Origin of the sequence: Salmonella sp. 741265050_HSA (assembly GCF_046569445.1) — a bacterium.
Taxonomy (GTDB): Bacteria; Pseudomonadota; Gammaproteobacteria; order Enterobacterales; family Enterobacteriaceae; genus Salmonella; species Salmonella enterica.
In genome coordinates, this window is the sequence record NZ_JBKFSV010000007.1 from 18,301 (window position 1) to 35,547 (window position 17,247).

Annotated in this window: 15 protein-coding genes; 11 read left to right on the forward strand and 4 right to left on the reverse strand. The window is 57.1% G+C overall.

The window, feature by feature from the left end:
* Positions 1 to 2: 2 nt before the first annotated feature.
* A complete protein-coding gene (gene modC, locus ACLD4F_RS13740; RefSeq protein ID WP_000891710.1) occupies positions 3 to 1,061 on the forward strand; it encodes a molybdenum ABC transporter ATP-binding protein ModC in 1,059 nt (352 codons plus the stop codon).
* On the opposite strand, the gene ACLD4F_RS13745 is transcribed toward modC, so the two are convergent.
* Positions 1,062 to 1,880: a pyridoxal phosphatase gene (locus ACLD4F_RS13745; protein ID WP_023196373.1), complete on the reverse strand. Its 819-nt coding sequence runs from the start codon at positions 1,878 to 1,880 to the stop codon at positions 1,062 to 1,064.
* 163 nt (positions 1,881 to 2,043) lie between these two features.
* Between ACLD4F_RS13745 and pgl the strand changes: the two genes are divergently transcribed.
* Positions 2,044 to 3,039, forward strand: a complete 996-nt coding sequence (gene pgl / locus ACLD4F_RS13750) for a 6-phosphogluconolactonase (RefSeq protein WP_411010893.1) — start codon at positions 2,044 to 2,046, stop codon at positions 3,037 to 3,039.
* 143 nt (positions 3,040 to 3,182) lie between these two features.
* Here pgl and ACLD4F_RS13755 read toward each other — a convergent pair whose 3' ends face one another.
* Positions 3,183 to 4,466: a putative acyl-CoA thioester hydrolase gene (locus ACLD4F_RS13755; RefSeq protein WP_001094776.1), complete on the reverse strand. Its 1,284-nt coding sequence runs from the start codon at positions 4,464 to 4,466 to the stop codon at positions 3,183 to 3,185.
* 237 nt (positions 4,467 to 4,703) lie between these two features.
* Here ACLD4F_RS13755 and hutI point away from each other — a divergent pair, with 237 nt between their 5' ends.
* From hutI to hutH, 5 genes are all read left to right on the forward strand, one after another.
* A complete protein-coding gene (gene hutI, locus ACLD4F_RS13760; protein WP_001249481.1) occupies positions 4,704 to 5,927 on the forward strand; it encodes an imidazolonepropionase in 1,224 nt (407 codons plus the stop codon).
* A complete protein-coding gene (hutG, locus tag ACLD4F_RS13765; protein WP_000195687.1) occupies positions 5,924 to 6,865 on the forward strand; it encodes a formimidoylglutamase in 942 nt (313 codons plus the stop codon). Before hutI ends, hutG begins: the two co-directional genes overlap by 4 nt.
* Before the next feature lie 44 nt (positions 6,866 to 6,909).
* Positions 6,910 to 7,635: a histidine utilization repressor gene (locus ACLD4F_RS13770; RefSeq protein ID WP_000287413.1), complete on the forward strand. Its 726-nt coding sequence runs from the start codon at positions 6,910 to 6,912 to the stop codon at positions 7,633 to 7,635.
* Between the two features lie 196 nt (positions 7,636 to 7,831).
* Positions 7,832 to 9,517 (forward strand): urocanate hydratase, encoded by a 1,686-nt coding sequence (gene hutU / locus ACLD4F_RS13775; RefSeq protein ID WP_411010894.1) that lies wholly within the window; start codon positions 7,832 to 7,834, stop codon positions 9,515 to 9,517.
* A 1-nt stretch (position 9,518) separates the two neighbouring features.
* Entirely contained in the window at positions 9,519 to 11,039 is a 1,521-nt protein-coding gene (hutH, locus tag ACLD4F_RS13780; protein ID WP_411010895.1) for a histidine ammonia-lyase, read from the forward strand.
* A gap of 84 nt (positions 11,040 to 11,123) precedes the next feature.
* Here hutH and ACLD4F_RS13785 read toward each other — a convergent pair whose 3' ends face one another.
* Both ACLD4F_RS13785 and bioA read right to left on the reverse strand, forming a co-directional pair.
* Positions 11,124 to 11,600, reverse strand: coding sequence for a kinase inhibitor (locus tag ACLD4F_RS13785; protein WP_080095347.1), 477 nt, complete (start codon positions 11,598 to 11,600; stop codon positions 11,124 to 11,126).
* Between the two features lie 57 nt (positions 11,601 to 11,657).
* Positions 11,658 to 12,947, reverse strand: coding sequence for an adenosylmethionine--8-amino-7-oxononanoate transaminase (gene bioA / locus ACLD4F_RS13790; protein ID WP_000205502.1), 1,290 nt, complete (start codon positions 12,945 to 12,947; stop codon positions 11,658 to 11,660).
* 86 nt (positions 12,948 to 13,033) lie between these two features.
* On the opposite strand from bioA, the gene bioB reads away from it, so the two are divergent.
* The 4 genes from bioB to bioD are packed head-to-tail and all read left to right on the forward strand — an operon-like array spanning position 13,034 to position 16,646.
* A complete protein-coding gene (gene bioB, locus ACLD4F_RS13795; protein WP_000090724.1) occupies positions 13,034 to 14,074 on the forward strand; it encodes a biotin synthase BioB in 1,041 nt (346 codons plus the stop codon).
* Positions 14,071 to 15,228, forward strand: a complete 1,158-nt coding sequence (gene bioF, locus ACLD4F_RS13800; protein WP_023254714.1) for an 8-amino-7-oxononanoate synthase — start codon at positions 14,071 to 14,073, stop codon at positions 15,226 to 15,228. The genes bioB and bioF overlap by 4 nt, the downstream gene beginning before the upstream one ends.
* The gene (gene bioC, locus ACLD4F_RS13805; RefSeq protein WP_024798377.1) at positions 15,212 to 15,967 is read left to right on the forward strand and encodes a malonyl-ACP O-methyltransferase BioC; all 756 of its coding nucleotides are present in this window, start codon (positions 15,212 to 15,214) and stop codon (positions 15,965 to 15,967) included. Before bioF ends, bioC begins: the two co-directional genes overlap by 17 nt.
* Positions 15,960 to 16,646 (forward strand): dethiobiotin synthase, encoded by a 687-nt coding sequence (gene bioD, locus ACLD4F_RS13810; protein ID WP_001578698.1) that lies wholly within the window; start codon positions 15,960 to 15,962, stop codon positions 16,644 to 16,646. Before bioC ends, bioD begins: the two co-directional genes overlap by 8 nt.
* The last annotated feature ends 601 nt before the right edge of the window (positions 16,647 to 17,247 follow it).

A 17,247-nucleotide genomic window follows, 5' to 3' on the forward strand; every position in this document is an offset into this window, starting at 1 on the left:
CCATGCTGGAGCTTAATTTTTCCCAGACGCTGGGAACGCACTGTTTAACCCTCAACGAAACGCTGCCAGCCAGTGGGATCACGGCTATCTTTGGCGTCTCCGGCGCGGGAAAAACCTCGCTGATTAATGCCATCAGCGGTTTGACTCGCCCGCAAAAAGGACGCATCGCGCTGAATGGCCGGGTGTTGCATGACGCGGAAAACGGTATCTGTTTAACGCCGGAAAAGCGCCGCATCGGTTATGTTTTCCAGGATGCGCGCCTGTTCCCCCATTACAAAGTACGCGGCAATTTGCGCTACGGCATGGCGAAAAGCATGACCGGCCAGTTTGATAAGCTGGTGTCGCTGCTGGGAATTGAAGCGTTGCTTGATCGCCTGCCGGGGAGCTTGTCCGGCGGAGAAAAACAGCGCGTAGCGATAGGCCGGGCATTGCTCACCGCCCCGGAGTTGCTGCTGTTGGACGAACCGTTGGCCTCGCTGGATATCCCGCGAAAACGCGAATTACTGCCGTACCTGCAACGGTTGGCGCGAGAAATCAATATTCCCATGCTGTATGTCAGCCATTCTCTCGATGAAATTCTCCACCTGGCGGATAAAGTCATGGTGCTGGAGGATGGACAGGTTAAAGCGTTTGGCCCGCTGGAGGAGGTCTGGGGAAGCAGCGTTATGCACCCGTGGCTGCCGAAAGAGCAACAGAGCAGTATTCTGAAAGTCAGCGTGCTGGAGCATCACCCGCATTATGCCATGACCGCTCTGGCGCTTGGCGACCAGCACCTATGGGTAAATAAACTCAATCAGCCGCTGCAATCCACACTGCGTATTCGTATACAGGCGTCGGATGTCTCGCTGGTACTACAGCCGCCGCAGCAGACCAGTATCCGCAACGTATTGCGGGCAAAAGTGGCGAATTGTTATGACGATAACGGACAGGTGGAAGTCCAGCTTGAGATAGGCGGCAGAACGCTGTGGGCGCGAATAAGCCCGTGGGCCAGGGATGAGCTGAATATCAAGCCTGGCCTGTGGCTTTACGCGCAGGTGAAAAGCGTTTCTATCACCGCCTGACTATAGCAGGTGGGTGTAAATAAATTTGGCGATGCTATCGGTAGTGTTATCGCCGATCACGACGTCAGCGCGCGCTTTCACCGCCTCATCGGCGTTGCCCATCGCAACGCCGGTGCCTGCCGCCTCCAGCATACTGATGTCGTTGTAGTTATCGCCGAAAGCGATCACATTTTTCATTGACCCTCCCTGCGCTTCTATCCACTGGGTAAGGCGCTTGCCTTTACTGTTGCCTTTGCGCGCGATATCCACCTGATCGTGCCATGACCATTCGCACTCCAGGCCAAGCGCCTGTTCAATATGCTGACCGAACCGCTGTAGCCTGGGAATATCTTCATCGGTAAGCGCAAACTTCCACACGGCATTCACGTCGCGCGCCGCCTGCGCTAACGAAGAGACCTGTGTAAAGGTTGGACGTTGTTCCGGCGGCAAGGTCTGCGCCCACCGGGAGGTACGCACGACGTGACCGGTTGGGTGTTCGTAAAGCATAGCGTCATCAACATACATCAGGCCGTGAATCTGATGCTCATCCAGTAAATCAATCAACTGCAACGCCTTATCCACGGGCATAGGATCGGCATCCAGAACAGTTTTAGCTTGATAATCATACAAATAGGTGCCGTTGCAGCAAATAGCAGGTGTTTCCAGCGCCAGCGCCTGATAAAAAGGATGAATAGCAACGTGATGGCGACCAGTGACAATGATAAGTTGAAAGCCCGCCTCTTTGGCGCGTGATAGCGCGTCAAGCGAGGAGGGGAGTAAGGTTTTATGCGGGGTTAATAATGTTCCGTCTAAATCGAGGGCAATCACGCGTGCAGTCATAATTTTTTCCAGATTAAGAGTAATAATTCCGTCTGTCGGCATGGTACACCGGGACGGTAAGCAGACAAAATTCTGCGTCTGAATTCAGCATTCGCCGTCAAAAGCGACTACGTTAAGCTGTGTCCTGTTATTGCAGCTACATGCCATATGCAAAGGAGTATTCATGAAACAAACAGTCTATACCGCCAGCCCTGAGAGTCAGCAAATTCACGTCTGGAGCCTGAACCACGAAGGGACGCTGACGCTGGTGCAGGTCGTGGATGTGCCCGGTCAGGTTCAGCCGATGGTGGTCAGTCCGGATAAACGCTACCTCTATGTCGGCGTGCGCCCGGAGTTTCGTGTCCTGGCGTATCGTATTGCGCCGGATGATGGCGCGCTGACGTTTGCCGCCGAATCCGCCCTGCCGGGTAGCCCGACCTATATTTCTACCGATCATCATGGTCGTTTTGTCTTTGTCGGATCGTATAACGCCGGTAATGTCAGCGTGACGCGCTTACAGGATGGCCTGCCGGTTGAGCTGGTGGATGTGGTGGAGGGGCTGGACGGCTGCCACTCGGCAAATATTACGCCTGATAACCGTACCCTGTGGGTGCCTGCGCTAAAACAGGATCGCATTTGTCTGTTTACGCTAAGCGATGACGGCCATCTGGTGGCCCAGGAGCCGGCGGAAGTAAATACAGTTGAAGGGGCAGGCCCGCGTCATATGGTCTTCCACCCGAATCGACAATATGCGTATTGCGTCAATGAACTGAACAGTTCGGTGGATGTCTGGCAGCTTAAAAATCCGCATGGCGAGATAGAGTGCGTGCAAACGCTGGATATGATGCCCGCCGATTTTTCCGATACCCGTTGGGCGGCGGATATTCATATTACGCCGGATGGACGGCATCTGTATGCCTGTGACCGCACCGCCAGTCTGATTACCGTCTTTAGTGTCTCCGAAGATGGCAGCGTACTGAGCGTTGAAGGCTTCCAGCCTACGGAAGCCCAACCGCGCGGCTTTAATATCGACAATAGCGGAAAATACCTGATTGCTGCGGGTCAAAAATCACATCATATCGCGGTCTATGAAATTACGGGCACTCAGGGGTTGCTGACGGAAAAAGGCCGTTATGCCGTCGGCCAGGGGCCAATGTGGGTTGTAGTGAACGCGTACTAAAGCGCTGTGTGCCGGAGGGCGGCGGGCTGGAGCTCATCAAGGCGGGATGCCTGATTAATTTCAATAAACATCGCTTGCAGTAAAACCACGGGCCGCCACATCTGCTGCGGCGGCCCGTTTATAAGCCTGAACCGGAACGGCGATTACTGCTTAGGTTCCGCCACCACTTTACTGCCTACACCGCGGTTGTTGTATTCCCACATGCGGTTGTAGTTCGTGTCGTTCAGATTACGCTGCACCTCGTCTTTGTCATCCACGGTTCCCGTATTTCCGGCAAACGGACGTTTCGAGATGACCGCGTCGGCCCACGGTTTGGCAACGTTGAAGCCCTCGTTAATCACGCTGTCGCGGATCACGACCTGACCGTTGGTGTTGGCGTCGACATCCAGCGAGCGGCCAAGCTGCGCGACGCCATCGCCGGAGGCGTTAAAGCGGCTGTTGATCGCCAAAAAGCCATAGTAAATATTGGACAGCGTCGCCGGGGCGAAGACGTAGGCTTCCTGCTGTGTGCGGGAGTTGACGACCTGGAAGTTGGTGTTATCGAACACCACGGCGCCGCGTCCGGAAACCATATCCACATCGCCTTCAATATAGCTGTTCGTCACCAGCGTACGCGGCTGGCGATCGGTTTGCAGACGGTTCTGCACGCCGCTGTTGGTCACAAAGAAGGTGTTCTGGCGGCCAAGGATATTGACCTTGTTAATCTGGACTTTGTCGCCATCGGTACGCAGCGCCACCGCCGGATGGTTTCCGGCATCGACGCTGTCGCCCAGCGTGTTCTCGATGGTCAGATTTTGTAGCTGCAGACCGTTATTCTGCGACCAGAACGCGGCAGAACACATCACACCGATCGTCGCGGCGTGTTTGCTTTGGCAGTTATCGAACATATACCAGGCGGGTTTACCAGGCATATATTTCCCGCCAGGATTCACCGCGCGGCGCCAGTCAGCGACGCTCATTTCACCATCAATCGCCATCCCAATTTTCACATCGATCGGTTTTTCACCGGTCCCGTACAGGGTCAGACTTCCCGGCGCGGCGGGAACATACACGGTCCCCTGATAGTCGCCCGGCATAATAGCAATGTACTGGCGTTTGTTCGTGCGTTTAACCATTGCCGCATCGACCGCGGCCTGAATCGAGGTGTGCGTAACGCCTGGCGTACCTGCCGGCCCCACCACAAAGTCAGGCTGTGCGGGCAGGGTAATCGGCGACGGCGACCACGGGGCGGTATTCGGCGTCAGGGAGGCAAAATAGCGCGCCGCAACGAAGTTTTTCGCTTCATTTGCCGACAGAATTGGGCGCGAGGCGGTGCCAGGCGCGGTTTGATCGGAAGGGATCTGATCGGGTGGCGTAGAGCTACAGGCGCTCAGCGTCACGCCAAAAGCCAGTGCCAGCGCCAGACGGGAAACCGATAATGTATTCACAGGTTGCTCCGGGCTTGAAAAAGTTAAATGACATCCATTGAAGCCTGCTTTTTTATACTAAGTTGAACGAAACGGGAAGGCGAAAAGGTAAAAAGTTCCTTTTCAGGCTGGAAACACCTGTAGCATCAGATAGTTTTATCACAATTAAGCAACAACTTTCGCGCTTTGAGTTGACAATCCGGAGCAGAAAGAAAATAAATGTCTATACAACTCATGGCAGGCAAGAGAGCGACAGGAATGCGGCAACTTTTACCGGGCGATACTGTCTGGCGAAACATCAGGCTGGCGACAATGGACCCGCAGCGGCAAGCCCCGTACGGGCTGGTGGATAACCAGGCGCTGATTGTACGCGAAGGGCATATTTGCGATATCGTGCCAGAGACGCAGCTTCCTGTCAGTGGGGACAATATCCATGATATGCAGGGACGACTGGTAACCCCGGGACTTATCGATTGCCACACGCATCTGGTGTTTGCCGGTAACCGCGCCGCAGAGTGGGAGCAGCGGCTTAACGGCGCGTCATACCAGCATATTAGCGCTCAGGGCGGCGGCATTAACGCGACGGTATCAGCAACCCGCGCCTGTGCGGAGGAGACGCTCTACCTGCTGGCGCGCGAACGCATGATGCGCCTTGCCAGCGAAGGCGTTACGCTGCTGGAGATTAAATCCGGCTATGGTCTGGAGCTGGCGACAGAAGAAAAGCTGCTGCGCGTCGCTGCAAAACTTGCCGCCGAAAACGCTATCGACATTAGCCCCACGCTATTGGCCGCTCATGCTACGCCAGCGGAGTATCGTGACGACCCGGACGGCTACATCACTCTGGTCTGCGAGACGATGATTCCGCAGCTCTGGCAAAAAGGGTTATTTGATGCGGTAGACCTCTTTTGCGAGAGCGTCGGCTTTAATGTGGCGCAGAGTGAGCGCGTGTTGCAGACGGCGAAGGCGTTAGGTATTCCCGTTAAAGGCCATGTTGAGCAGCTTTCGCTGTTGGGCGGCGCGCAGTTGTTGAGCCGTTATCAGGGTTTATCGGCGGATCATATCGAATATCTTGATGAAGCGGGCGTCGCGGCGATGCGTGACGGCGGTACTGTCGGCGTATTATTGCCCGGCGCGTTTTATTTTCTGCGCGAGACGCAGCGCCCGCCGGTAGAACTGCTGCGCCGCTATCAGGTGCCTGTCGCCGTCGCCAGCGATTTCAATCCCGGCACCAGCCCGTTTTGCAGTTTGCATCTGGCGATGAATATGGCCTGCGTACAGTTTGGTCTGACGCCGGAAGAGGCATGGGCGGGCGTTACGCGCCATGCCGCTCGCGCGCTGGGAAGACAGGCGACGCATGGGCAGATCAGGGCCGGCTACCGGGCGGATTTTGTGGTGTGGGATGCTGAACAGCCGGTAGAGATTGTGTATGAGCCGGGGCGTAACCCTTTATATCAGCGGGTATACAGAGGACAAATCTCATGACGCAATGGTATCCGGCTTCTCCGGCGCTCTGGCAGGGGCGCGATGACAGTATAGAAGCGCCGGATGCGCGGCGTCTGTTTCAGACCGTCACGCGCAGCGAGACCTTTTCCCCCGAAAACTGGCAGCAAAAGATCGCGTTAATGGGATTTGCCTGCGACGAGGGGGTAAAACGCAATGCAGGTCGTCCCGGCGCGGCAGGCGGCCCGGACGCGTTGCGTAAAGCGCTGGCGAATATGGCCAGCCACCAGGGACATGAACGGCTGGTGGATTTAGGCAATTGGGTTGCGCCGACGCCCGATCTGGAAGGCGCGCAGCAGGCCTTGCGCGATGCGGTAAGCCGCTGTCTGCGGGCCGGGATGCGCACGCTGGTACTGGGCGGCGGGCATGAAACCGCGTTTGGACACGGCGCGGGGGTGCTGGACGCGTTTGCGCAGGAAAGCGTAGGGATCATTAATCTTGATGCGCATCTGGATCTCCGTCAGACCGACCGGGCAACATCCGGGACGCCGTTTCGTCAACTGGCGCAGCTATGCGACGCGCAGAGCCGCGCGTTTCATTATGCCTGTTTCGGCGTGAGCCGTGCGGCGAATACGCAGGCGTTGTGGCGGGAAGCGCAGTGGCGGAATGTTACCGTGGTGGAGGATCTGGACTGCCATGACGCGCTGGCGCAGATGGCGCAGTTTATCGACAAGGTGGATAAAATTTATCTGACTATCGATCTCGACGTATTGCCTGTCTGGGAAATGCCGGCCGTCTCCGCTCCCGCAGCGCTGGGCGTGCCGCTGATACAGGTTCTGCGTTTAATTGAGCCGGTTTGCCGTAGCGGAAAATTACAGGCGGCGGATCTGGTTGAATTTAATCCACGCTTTGATGACGATGGCGCAGCGGCGCGCGTGGCGGCGCGGCTTGGCTGGCAAATCGCGCACTGGTGGCGTTAATCTGTCATCCGGAAAACACTATCCGCATAAGGAAGGCTTCACGCATGTATTCATCCCGCTCCCGTTCTGCGCCTGCGCCTTTTTACGAAACGGTGAAACAGGACATCTGTAAAAAAATAGCCGGCGGCGTCTGGCAGCCGCACGATCGCATTCCGTCGGAAGCTGAACTGGTCGCTCAGTATGGCTTTAGCCGAATGACCATCAACCGGGCGCTGCGTGAGCTGACGGATGAAGGGTGGCTGGTGCGTTTACAGGGCGTGGGGACGTTTGTCGCCGAACCGAAAGGCCAGTCCGCGCTGTTTGAAGTCCGCAGTATCGCCGAGGAGATTGCCGCCCGCCGTCATCAGCATCGTTGTGAGGTGCTCACGCTGGAGCGCGTGCGGGCAAACGCCATCCAGGCCAGCGCTCTCAACGTCAATGAGAGCGATGTCATTTTCCATTCCATCATGGTGCATTATGAAAACGATCTGCCGGTACAAATTGAAGATCGCTGCGTGAATGCGGATATTGCCGTGGATTACCTGACGCAGGATTACCGTCAGACCACGCCGCACGCTTATTTGTCGCGGATCGCGCCGCTAACGGAAGGGGAACATATTGTGGAGGCGGTGCGCGCCACGGCGCAAGAGTGCGCGTGGTTAACTATCAAAGAGCATGAGCCTTGTCTGCTCATTCGTCGTACAACCTGGTCCGCGTCGCGGATTGTTTCTCACGCCCGCTTACTTTTCCCCGGGTCGCGCTACCGGCTACAGGGACGATTTATCTCCTGAGCGGACTGCTGCCGGAAAACGTGATTGCTGACACAATATAACAAAATTGTATCATTTTTGTTAATTCTATTCTTGTGCTTACTTGTATAGACAAGTATATGTCTGATTCTTATCTGTGGGTCTGCGGCGGTGCCTGATAGTGGCGTTTTAGCGTTATTTGGCGATGGCAGACCGATAATAATGAGGAGTCATTGCTATGCCTGAAAGCAAGTATCGTCAGCAGACTATCCGCGCGCCCCGAGGCACGGTATTAACGGCGAAAAGCTGGCTGACAGAAGCCCCGCTGCGGATGTTAATGAATAATCTCGATCCTGACGTGGCGGAAAATCCGCATGAGCTGGTGGTCTACGGCGGGATTGGTCGCGCCGCGCGCAACTGGGAATGCTATGACGCTATTGTTGATGCGCTCACCCGGCTGGAGGCGGATGAAACGTTGCTTATTCAGTCTGGCAAACCGGTCGGCGTATTTAAAACGCACGACAACGCGCCGCGGGTATTAATCGCCAACTCCAACCTGGTTCCCCACTGGGCGACATGGGAACACTTTAACGAACTGGATGCGAAAGGGCTGGCGATGTACGGTCAAATGACGGCCGGAAGCTGGATCTATATCGGCAGTCAGGGAATCGTGCAGGGAACATACGAAACCTTTGTCGAGGTGGGGCGTCAGCACTATAACGGCACGCTGGCGGGACGCTGGGTGCTGACCGCCGGACTGGGCGGCATGGGCGGCGCGCAACCGCTAGCCGCGACGCTGGCCGGAGCGTGTTCGCTGACGATTGAATGCCAGCAAAGCCGTATCGATTTTCGTCTGCGTACTCGCTACGTGGATGAGCAGGCCGCCACGCTGGATGACGCGCTGGCCCGCATTACGCGCTACACCCGCGAGGGGAAAGCCGTGTCCGTCGCCCTGTGCGCGAACGCGGCGGATATCCTGCCGGAACTGGTTAATCGCGGCGTGCGCCCGGACCTGGTGACCGATCAGACCAGCGCCCACGATCCGCTACATGGCTATTTACCCTCCGGCTGGCGCTGGGAGGAGTATCAGAAAAACGCGCAATCCGATCCCCACGGGACGATGCAGGCAGCGAAACGTTCCATGGCGGCGCATGTTCGGGCGATGCTGGCGTTCAGTCAAATGGGCGTGCCGACCTTTGACTATGGCAACAATATTCGTCAGATGGCGAAAGAGATGGGGGTGGAAAACGCCTTTGATTTTCCGGGATTTGTGCCAGCCTATATTCGTCCGCTGTTCTGTCGTGGCATCGGGCCGTTTCGCTGGGTGGCGCTGTCCGGCGATCCGCAGGATATCTATAAAACCGATGCCAAAGTCAAAGAGATAGTGGCTGAGGATAAACATCTGCATCACTGGCTGGATATGGCGCGCGAGCGCATTCATTTTCAGGGGCTACCGGCGCGTATCTGCTGGGTAGGCCTGGAGTGGCGGCAAAAACTGGGGCTGGCGTTCAACGAAATGGTGCGTTGCGGCGAGGTATCCGCGCCCATTGTGATTGGCCGCGATCACCTGGATTCCGGCTCTGTCGCCAGCCCTAACCGTGAAACCGAAGCGATGCGCGACGGTTCCGACGCGGTTTCCGACTGGCCGCTGTTAAATGCGTTGCTGAATACCGCCAGCGGGGCGACATGGGTATCGCTCCATCATGGCGGCGGGGTGGGAATGGGGTTTTCGCAACACGCCGGTATGGTGATTGTCTGTGATGGCACTGACGAGGCCGCCGCGCGTATTCGCCGCGTGTTACACAACGATCCGGCGACGGGCGTCATGCGCCATGCCGATGCCGGATATGATCTCGCGGTGGAATGCGCTGTTGAGCAAGGTCTGAATTTACCGATGGTTGCGGCGACGCAGGGGAAAGGCTGATATGAACACCATGACACTCACTCCGGGGCAGTTAAGCCTCTCTCAACTGTACGATATCTGGCGTCATCCGGTACAGCTTCGGCTGGACGCCAGCGCCATTGACGGCATTAACGCCAGCGTCGCGTGCGTCAATGATATCGTTGCCGAAGGGCGTACCGCCTACGGCATCAACACCGGTTTCGGCCTGCTGGCGCAGACGCGCATCGCTGATGAAGACTTGCAAAATCTACAGCGATCGTTGGTGCTGTCTCACGCCGCGGGCGTAGGCGACCCACTGGATGACGCGATGGTGCGTCTGATCATGGTATTGAAAATCAATAGTCTGGCGCGCGGGTTTTCCGGGATTCGGTTGAGCGTGATAGAGGCGCTCATCGCTCTGGTGAATGCCGGCGTGTATCCGCTGATTCCGGCAAAAGGCTCGGTTGGCGCGTCGGGCGACTTAGCACCGCTGGCGCATCTGTCGCTGACGCTGCTTGGCGAAGGAAAAGCGCGCTGGCAGGGCGAATGGCTTCCGGCGCAGACGGCGCTAAAAAAGGCCGGACTGGAGCCTGTCGCGCTGGCGGCCAAAGAGGGGCTGGCGCTGCTTAACGGCACCCAGGCGTCAACGGCCTTCGCGCTGCGCGGTTTGTTTGAGGCACAGGAGTTATTTGCCTCCGCCGTCGTCTGCGGCGCGCTGACCACCGAAGCCGTACTGGGATCGCGCCGTCCTTTTGATGCGCGCATTCATGCCGCGCGCGGACAACAGGGGCAAATTGACGCCGCGCGGTTGTTCCGGCATCTGTTGACCGATACCAGTGCTATTGCTGAATCACATCACCACTGTCATAAAGTTCAGGACCCGTATTCCCTTCGCTGCCAGCCGCAGGTAATGGGCGCTTGTCTGACCCAGTTACGTCAGACGAAAGAGGTACTGCTGGCTGAGGCCAACGCGGTGTCCGATAATCCGCTGGTCTTTGCCGAGGCGGGGGAGGTGATCTCCGGCGGTAACTTCCATGCTGAACCGGTTGCCATGGCGGCGGATAATCTGGCGCTGGCGATAGCGGAAATCGGTGCGCTATCGGAGCGGCGCATCGCGCTGATGATGGATAAACATATGTCGCAGTTACCGCCGTTCCTGGTGAAAAATGGCGGCGTTAATTCCGGTTTTATGATTGCCCAGGTCACCGCCGCGGCGCTCGCCAGCGAGAATAAAGCGCTGGCGCACCCGCACAGCGTGGATAGCCTGCCGACCTCGGCGAATCAGGAAGATCATGTCTCAATGGCCCCGGCGGCAGGACGGCGACTCTGGGAAATGGCGGCGAATACCCGCGGCATCATTGCCGTGGAGTGGCTGGCTGCCTGTCAGGGGATAGATTTACGGGAAGGGTTAACCTCCAGCCCGTTACTGGAACAGGCGCGGCAGACACTGCGCGAGCAGGTGGCGCACTATACGCAGGATCGTTTTTTCGCGCCCGATATTGAGTGTGCGACGGCGCTTCTGGCGCAAGGAGCGTTACAGCGTCTGGTGCCGGACTTTATGTGAATGCTGCCGGATGGCGCGGCGCGTATTCGGCTTACCCAACCCGTTGGCAGGGTAAGACGTTTACGCCGCCATCCGGCACAGCGTTTAACTGAACATCGCCGTGATCGAGGCGCTGGCGAGCGAATGGAAATGCACATTAAAGCCGACCATCGCGCCGCTGGCGTCTTCATCAACGTCAAGACGCTCGACGTCCAGCGCGTGAACCGTAAAGATATAGCGGTGTGTTTCCCCTTTAGGCGGCGCCGCGCCGCCGTAGCCCGCTTTACCGAAATCGGTACGCGTCTGAATGACGCCGTCTGGTACGGCCACCAGGCCTGAGCCGAACCCCTGGGTCAGTAAGCGCGTATCCGCCGGGAGGTTCACCACCACCCAGTGCCACCAGCCGGAGCCGGTCGGCGCGTCGGGATCGTAACAGGTCACGACAAAACTTTTGGTGCCCATCGGCACGTCGTCCCAGGCCAGATGCGGCGAAATATTATCGCCATCATAGCCCATACCGTTAAAAACGTGGCGATGAGGAAGTTTATCTCCATCGCGCAAATCGTTGCTGATAAGTTTCATGCGCTCTCCTTTTGACTCACCAGAAGTGTAGCCAGAAGCAGCATCGCTTACCGCTGATTAATGGCTAAAAAATGTTTCATTGTGTACTGCGTCATTGACCGCCTGGGTCAAACGGCGCAGTTGATCCGGACGAATAATGTAGGGCGGCATCAGGTAGATTAGCTTGCCGAACGGCCTGATCCAGACGCCTTGCCCGACGAAGAAGCGTTGAAGCGCCGCCATATTGACCGGATGCGTGGTTTCAACCACCCCAATCGCGCCCAACACCCGCACATCCGCCACCCAGGGCGAACGTTGCGCGGGGGCTAACTCAGCGCGTAACTGAGACTCGATAGACGCCACCTGCTGACGCCATTCGCCGCTTTCCAGCAGCGTCAGGCTGGCGCAGGCGACGGCGCAGGCCAGCGGATTCCCCATAAACGTCGGGCCATGCATAAAACATCCCGCCTCGCCGTTGCTAATAGTCTCTGCAACCTGGCGTGTCGTGAGCGTTGCCGAGAGGGTCATGGTGCCGCCGGTTAAGGCTTTGCCGAGACACAGAATATCCGGCGCGATCCCGGCGTGCTCGCAGGCGAACAGTTTGCCGGTACGGCCAAACCCGGTGGCTATTTCATCGGCAATCAGCAGAATGCCTTCGCGATCGCACATGTTACGAATACGCCTGAGCCATTGTGGATGATATATGCGCATCCCGCCCGCGCCCTGAACGATAGGTTCCAGAATCACGGCGGCTATTTCATGGCGATGCGCGGCCATCAGGCGGGCAAATGGCGCGATGTCGCTTTCATCCCATTCGCCATCCATCCGGCTTTGCGGCGCCGGCGCGAACAGGTTTTCCGGCAGATAGCCTTTCCACAAGCTGTGCATGGAGTTATCCGGATCGCACACCGACATCGCGCCGAACGTGTCGCCATGATAACCGTGGCGAAACGTCAGAAAACGCTGACGCGATTCGCCGCGCGCCTGCCAGTATTGCAGCGCCATCTTCATGGCCACTTCTACCGACACCGAACCAGAGTCGGCCAGAAAGACACACTCCAGCGGCTCAGGCGTTATCGCGACCAGCTTACGGCACAGATTCACCGCAGGTTGATGGGTTATGCCGCCGAACATGACATGCGACATGGCGTCAATTTGCGCTTTCATCGCCGCGTTCAATTGCGGGTGGTTATAACCATGAATGGCCGCCCACCAGGAGGACATCCCCTCAATCAGGCGTTCGCCCGAGGCGAGAACCAGCTCGCAGCCTTCGGCCCGCTCAACGGGATATACCGGCAGCGGCGAGGTCATGGAAGTGTAAGGATGCCAAATATGGCGTTTATCGAAGGCCAGATCGTCCGTTGTCATAATCGACTTGTAAACCAAATTAAAAAGATTTAGGTTTACGAGTCTACACCATATCAAAAACAAACAACATATTTTGGAGAAGCCCGATGGCTCGCCACCCACGCTGGACACTGTCGCAAGTAACCGAATTATTTGAAAAACCACTGCTGGAATTGCTGTTTGAAGCGCAGCAAATTCATCGCCAGCATTTCGATCCGCAGCAGGTACAGGTTAGTACGCTGCTGTCGATCAAAACCGGCGCCTGCCCGGAGGATTGTAAATACTGCCCGCAGAGCTCGCGCTATAAAACCGGGCTGGAAGCCGAGCGTTTAATGGAGGTAGAGCAGGTACTGGACTCCGCCCGTAAAGCGAAAAACGCCGGTTCGACCCGCTTCTGTATGGGAGCGGCCTGGAAGAATCCGCATGAACGCGATATGCCTTATCTGGAGAAGATTGTACAGGGCGTCAAAGCGATGGGGCTGGAAACCTGTATGACGCTCGGCATGTTGAACGAGAGCCAGGCGCAGCGCCTGGCTAACGCCGGGCTGGATTACTACAACCACAACCTCGATACCTCGCCGGAGTTTTACGGCAATATCATCACTACCCGTACCTATCAGGAGCGCCTCGACACGCTGGAAAAAGTCCGTGAAGCAGGGATTAAAGTGTGCTCCGGCGGCATTGTGGGTCTGGGCGAAACGGTTACCGATCGCGCCGGACTGTTGTTGCAGTTGGCGAACCTGCCGACGCCGCCGGAAAGCGTGCCAATCAACATGCTGGTGAAGGTGAAAGGCACGCCGCTTGCGGATAACGATGACGTGGATGCGTTTGATTTTATTCGTACTATCGCCGTAGCGCGCATCATGATGCCGACCTCATACGTGCGTCTTTCCGCAGGACGTGAACAGATGAACGAGCAGACCCAGGCGATGTGCTTTATGGCCGGGGCGAACTCGATTTTCTATGGCTGCAAATTGTTAACTACGCCAAATCCGGCAGAGGACAAGGATCTGCAGTTATTCCGTAAGCTGGGGCTGAATCCGCAGCAGACCAGGGTGCTGGCGGGCGATAACGAGCAGCAGCAACGTCTGGAGCAGACGCTGATGACGCCTGACACCGATGATTATTACAACGCGGCAGCCTTATGAGTTGGCAACAACGCGTCGACGATGCGCTGACGGCGCGTCGGGCGACGGATACATTGCGCCGCCGCTATGTGGTGTCGCAGGGGGCCGGACGCTGGCTGGTAGCGAACGGGCGACAGTATCTTAACTTCTCCAGCAATGATTACCTCGGCTTAAGTCAACACCCGCAGATTATTCGCGCCTGGCAACAGGCAGCGATGCGTTTTGGCGTCGGCAGCGGCGGGTCGGGTCATATCAGCGGTTATTCCGTGGCGCACCAGGCGTTAGAGGAGGAACTGGCGCAATGGTTAGGATATTCACGCGCGCTGCTGTTTATCTCTGGCTTTGCGGCGAATCAGGCGGTCATTACCGCCTTAATGAAAAAAAATGACCGGATTGTGGCCGACAGGTTGAGTCATGCTTCCCTGCTGGAGGCCGCCAATCTGAGTCCGGCGCAGCTTCGCCGCTTTATCCATAACGATACGCAGCATCTGTCGCGTTTACTGCAATCGCCCTGCGTGGGTCAGCAACTGGTGGTGACAGAAGGTGTATACAGCATGGACGGCGACAGCGCGCCGCTGGCGGAAATCCAGCACATTGCCCGCAGGCATCATGCCTGGCTGTTGGTTGATGATGCGCACGGCATCGGCGTGACTGGCGATGAGGGGAGGGGCACCTGCTGGCAACGGGGGGTGAAGCCTGAGTTGCTGGTGGTGACTTTCGGTAAGGGGTTTGGCGTCAGCGGCGCAGCGGTGCTCTGCTCGGAAAGCGTCGCGGATTATCTGCTGCAATTCGCCCGTCATCTGGTTTACAGCACCAGTATGCCGCCCGCCCAGGCGCAGGCGTTAAGCGCCTCGCTGGCGGTGATCCGTAGCGATGAAGGTGGTGAACGGCGCGAAAAACTCGCCGCTCTGGTTCAGCGCTTTCGGGCCGGCGTTAACGCGTCCCGATTTACGCTACTGAATGCCCATAGCGCCATCCAGCCGTTAATCGTGGGCGATAACAGCCGTGCATTGCGCCTGGCGGAGGCGCTGCGTCAACAAGGATGCTGGGCGACGGCGATTCGCCCGCCGACGGTGCCTGTCGGCACGGCGCGCCTGCGCTTAACGTTAACGCAGGCGCATGAAGCGTGCGATATCGACCGTCTGCTGGAGGTGCTGCATGGCGCAGGTGAATAAGCAGGCTATTGCGGCGGCGTTTGGCCGGGCCGCATCGCAATATGAACAGCACGCCTCTTTGCAGCAACACAGCGCGGATGCGCTGCTGACGCTGTTGACAGGCCGCCAGTTTGCCAGTGTGTTGGACGCAGGCTGCGGCCCCGGACGTATGAGTCGTTACTGGCGAGAGCGGGGGAGCGAAGTGACCGCCCTGGATCTTTCGCTGCCGATGCTGCAACAGGCGCGCGACCGTCAGGCGGCACATCACTATTTGCTGGCGGATATCGAAGCGATTCCCCATGACGCCGAAGTTTTTGACCTGGCCTGGAGCAACCTGGCGGTCCAGTGGTGCGGCGATTTACGTGATGCGTTGAGCGAGTTGTATCGGGTTGTACGGCCCGGCGGCGTGGTGGCGTTTACCACCTTGTGCCAGGGGTCGTTGCCGGAACTGCGTCAGGCATGGCAGGCCGTCGATAATCGCGCTCACGCGAATAGCTTTTTGCCGGAAGAGACCATTGACCACGCGCTGCGCGGCTGGCGGGCGTCTCGTCATACTCAGGCGATGACATTGTGGTTTGAGGATGCCCTGAGCGCGATGCGCTCGCTTAAAGGCATTGGCGCCACCCATCTTCATGAAGGGCGGGAGTCGGATGTATTAACCCGCGCCCGGCTTAGACAGATTCAGTTGGCATGGCCGCAGCGGCAGGGGAAATATCCGCTGACGTACCATCTTTTTATGGGAGTGATTGAACGTGACTAAACGCTATTTTGTGACCGGTACTGATACTGAAGTCGGTAAAACGGTCGCCAGTTGCGCCTTATTGCAGGCCGCAACGCAGTTAGGTTATCAAACCGTAGGCTATAAGCCCGTCGCTTCCGGCAGCGAAATGACAACCGACGGGCTACGCAATAGCGATGCCCTGGCCTTGCAGCGTCACAGCAGCCTGCCGCAACCTTATTCCGCTATCAATCCTTATACTTTTGCCGAGCCTACCTCTCCCCACATCGTTAGCGCCGACGAAGGCCGGGCGATAGACGCGGCGGTATTATCACGCGGATTGCGAACGCTGGAGGCGCAGGCAGACTGGGTGTTGACAGAAGGGGCGGGCGGCTGGTTTACACCGCTCTCTGCCACGCTGACGTTTGCCGACTGGGTACAGACGGAGCAGCTGCCGGTGATTCTGGTTGTTGGCGTCAAGTTGGGCTGTATTAATCACGCCATGCTGACGGCGCTGGCGGTAGAACAGGCCGGATTACCACTTGTCGGATGGATAGCCAACGACATACAGCCGCCGGGCGCGCGTCATGGTGAATATCTCGCGACGCTTCGCCGCGTCATACCGGCCCCGCTGTTAGGGGAAATCCCGTGGCTGGGCGTTTCTCCATCGCAGGCGGCGACAGGACAGTATCTGGACCTCAGCCCCCTGGAACGCGCCTGACCGCGCTTAAAAACCGCCTTCTTGCAGGATCTGACGATCCTGCTGTTCTTTCGCCAGACCCTCCTGACGTCGCCATGCTAAAAATGTGCAAAATGTGAGCGTCTACGCCTCAATTTTTCCCTTCTCGTTAGCCAATAATCTGCCAAAAATAGCGATAATTTTTTTTTATCGCCCGGCGAAAACGTCAAGGGCTGATTTTGCCAGGCGGCAGGGGATACGGGCTGGAAGCAGTTATCCACTATTCCTGTGGATAACCTTGTGTATTAGAGTTAGAAAACACAACGTAAGCGAGAGGCGACGCGGCCTGCGACTAAATTGGCGCGAAAGACGGCTTGAGAAAATATCCCTTTTCAGACAGCAAGTTATATAAAATCAATGGTTGTAAAGGAAGGGGGATACGTTGACATAAAACTTTCATCATCCGACTTGACAAATGTTAAAAAAGACTCTGGTCTGGGGATAACCAGCACACTGCTGGAATTTTACCCCGCGACTGTCTATGTTTTACCTCTAAATAGCGTGGGGTATCTGCCGATAGCCATTATACACTGGAGTGTTACTGTTTTTTCATCCAGTATTTTTTATTGGCAATATTCACCGT

Coding starts and splice junctions, on each gene's coding strand:
- hutI (WP_001249481.1), top strand. CDS start 4,704: ATGCGGCAACTTTTACCGGGCGATACTGTCTGGCGAAACATCAGGCTG.
- bioF (WP_023254714.1), top strand. CDS start 14,071: ATGAGTTGGCAACAACGCGTCGACGATGCGCTGACGGCGCGTCGGGCG.
- hutU (WP_411010894.1), top strand. CDS start 7,832: ATGCCTGAAAGCAAGTATCGTCAGCAGACTATCCGCGCGCCCCGAGGC.
- bioA (WP_000205502.1), bottom strand. CDS start 12,947: ATGACAACGGACGATCTGGCCTTCGATAAACGCCATATTTGGCATCCT.
- bioC (WP_024798377.1), top strand. CDS start 15,212: ATGGCGCAGGTGAATAAGCAGGCTATTGCGGCGGCGTTTGGCCGGGCC.
- ACLD4F_RS13770 (WP_000287413.1), top strand. CDS start 6,910: ATGTATTCATCCCGCTCCCGTTCTGCGCCTGCGCCTTTTTACGAAACG.
- bioB (WP_000090724.1), top strand. CDS start 13,034: ATGGCTCGCCACCCACGCTGGACACTGTCGCAAGTAACCGAATTATTT.
- ACLD4F_RS13745 (WP_023196373.1), bottom strand. CDS start 1,880: ATGACTGCACGCGTGATTGCCCTCGATTTAGACGGAACATTATTAACC.
- hutG (WP_000195687.1), top strand. CDS start 5,924: ATGACGCAATGGTATCCGGCTTCTCCGGCGCTCTGGCAGGGGCGCGAT.
- hutH (WP_411010895.1), top strand. CDS start 9,519: ATGAACACCATGACACTCACTCCGGGGCAGTTAAGCCTCTCTCAACTG.
- modC (WP_000891710.1), top strand. CDS start 3: ATGCTGGAGCTTAATTTTTCCCAGACGCTGGGAACGCACTGTTTAACC.
- ACLD4F_RS13785 (WP_080095347.1), bottom strand. CDS start 11,600: ATGAAACTTATCAGCAACGATTTGCGCGATGGAGATAAACTTCCTCAT.
- pgl (WP_411010893.1), top strand. CDS start 2,044: ATGAAACAAACAGTCTATACCGCCAGCCCTGAGAGTCAGCAAATTCAC.